The 2,591-nt window shown below is 72.2% G+C and carries 1 protein-coding gene; it reads left to right on the top strand.

All coding sequences use genetic code 11. From position 1 onward, the window contains the following. On the top strand, positions 1–2,591 hold a 2,591-nt coding region (locus NOD94_RS40775; protein WP_281211294.1), incomplete at both ends, for an SDR family NAD(P)-dependent oxidoreductase.

Below are 2,591 nucleotides of genomic sequence, written 5' to 3'. Positions count from 1 at the left end.
TCGGACGGGGCTGCGCTCGATGAGACGCGGTTCACGCAGCCGGCGTTGTTCGCGGTCGAGGTGGCGTTGTTCCGGCTGCTCGAGTCGTGGGGCGTGCGGCCGGACTTCGTATCCGGGCATTCGATCGGTGAGATCGCTGCCGCGCACGTGGCGGGTGTCCTCTCCCTGGGCGATGCCTGTGCGCTCGTCGCGGCGCGTGGCCGGTTGATGCAGGCGTTGCCGGCGGGTGGCGTGATGATCGCGGTTCAGGCGGCGGAGGACGAGGTCCTGCCGTTGCTGACGGACCGGGTGAGCATCGCCGCCGTCAACGGTCCGCGGTCGATCGTGATCGCGGGTGACGAGGACGCCGCGGTTGCGGTGGTGGAGTCCCTCGGCGGTCGGAAGAGCAAGCGCCTCACCGTGAGCCATGCGTTCCACTCGCCGCACATGGATGCCATGTTGGACGACTTCCGCCGGGTGGTGGAGGGTTTGTCGTTCGCCGCCCCGCGCATCCCGATCGTGTCGAACCTGACCGGTGCCCTGGTCGCCGAGGGTGAGATGGGTACGGCGGACTTCTGGGTCCGGCACGTCCGCGAGGCCGTCCGCTTCCTGGACGGTGTTCGGGCCCTGGAGGCCGCGGGCGTGACGACGTACGTGGAAATCGGCCCCGACGGTGTTCTGTCCGCGCTTGCGCAGGACTGCCTGACCGGTGACGCGGATGCCGCCCTGGTTCCCGCTCTGCGTGCGACGCGAGGTGAGGCGGAGACCCTGGTCGCCGCCGTCGCCCGGGCGCATGTGCGGGGCGTCGAGGTGGACTGGCCCGCCTTCTACGCCGGCACCGGCACCGGCACCCGGAGCGTGGAGCTGCCGACGTACGCCTTCCAGCGGCAGCGCTACTGGCTGGAGACGCCGTCGGCGTCCCGCAAGGGTGCGGCCGACGACGTGGACTCCCGCTTCTGGGACGCGGTGGAACGCGAGGACCTGGACTCGCTCGCCGCCGCACTGGACCTGAATGACGAGAACGCCTGGGGCACGGTCCTGCCGGCCCTGCCCGCCCTGTCGGCGTGGCGCCGTGGCCTGCGGACCCGCTCCGAGGTGGACGCGTGGCGCTACCGGGTGTCGTGGAAGCCGCTGGCGGACTCCGCGGCCGGTGCGGGCCTGTCGGGTGTGTGGCTGCTCGTGGTACCTGCCGCGGGCGTGGACGACGCCGCCGTGGCGGGCGCGCTGGCCGGGCGCGGTGCCGACGTACGCCGGGTCGTGGTCGAGGCCGGTGTGGACCGGGCTGCGCTGGCAGCACGGCTGGCCGAGGCGGCCCCCGGATCCGTCGCGGGTGTGGTGTCGCTGCTCGCCCTGGACGAAGCCGGCGGATTCATCTCCACGGCGGCTCTGGTGCAGGCGTTGGGCGATGCCGGGGTGGGGGCGCCGTTGTGGTGCCTGACGCGTGGTGCGGTGAGTGTGGGTCGTTCGGATCGGCTCGTGTCGGCGGTTCAGGCGCAGGTGTGGGGTCTGGGTCGGGTGGCCGCTCTGGAGGTTCCGGAGCGTTGGGGTGGTCTGGTGGACCTTCCCGAGGTGTGGGACGAGCGGGCGATGAGCCGGCTGGTGGGTGTCCTGGCCGGTGGTGCTGCTGGTGAGGACCAGCTCGCGGTCCGTTCCTCCGGGGTCTTCGGACGCCGTCTGGTGCGCGCTGCCGCCGTTCAGGGAGACCCGACCTGGACGCCGTCCGGGACGGTCCTGGTGACCGGTGGTACGGGTGCTCTGGGTGGTCGGATCGCGCGGTGGCTGGCCGGGTCGGGTGCTTCGCGTCTGGTGCTGACCAGCCGTCGGGGCGCGGGCGCGCCCGGGGCTGCCGAGTTGGCGGCGGAGTTGTCGGGGCTGGGTGTGGAGGTTTCGGTGGTGGCGTGTGACGCCGCCGACCGGGATGCGCTACGTCTGGTCCTGGCGGCCGAGGAGGACACGCTGACGGCTGTCGTGCACACCGCCGGGGTCCTGGACGACGGGGTGTTGGATGCGCTGACGCCGGAGCGGTTCGAGAGCGTGTTGCGGGCCAAGGCGGTCTCCGCGCTCAACCTGCACGAGCTGACTGTTGAGCTCGGTATCGAGCTGTCCGCGTTCGTGCTGTTCTCCTCGATGAGCGGAATGACCGGCTCTGCCGGGCAGGCCAACTATGCAGCCGCCAATGCCTACTTGGATGCTCTGGCCGAGCAGCGACGCGCGGCCGGTCTGGCCGCGACTTCCCTTGCCTGGGGTCCCTGGGCCGAGGGCGGCATGGCGGCGGATGAGGCGATGGACGCCCGGATGCGGCGTGAGGGTTTGCCGCCGATGGCGCCGGATACGGCCATGGCCGTTCTGCGGCAGAGTGTGTCCGCGTCGACCGACGCGGCGGCCCTGCTGGTCGCGGACGTGGACTGGGAGCGTTTCGGGCCCGCGTTCAGCATCGTGCGTCCCAGCGCGCTCTTCGCCGAACTGCTGGAAACCCGAGCCACCGGCGCCGGCGCCGACCGGTCCGAGGCGGCCGGTTCGCCGGCCGCGCGGCTGGCCGGTCTTGGTGCGGTCGAGTTGGAGCGGGAGTTGCTCGGGCTGGTCCGTGCGCAGGTCGCGGCGGTCCTGGGGCA

Origin of the sequence: Streptomyces sp. Isolate_45 (assembly GCF_024721315.2) — a bacterium.
GTDB lineage: Bacteria > Actinomycetota > Actinomycetes > Streptomycetales > Streptomycetaceae > Streptomyces.
This window is presented reverse-complemented; position numbering and strand designations above follow the sequence as displayed.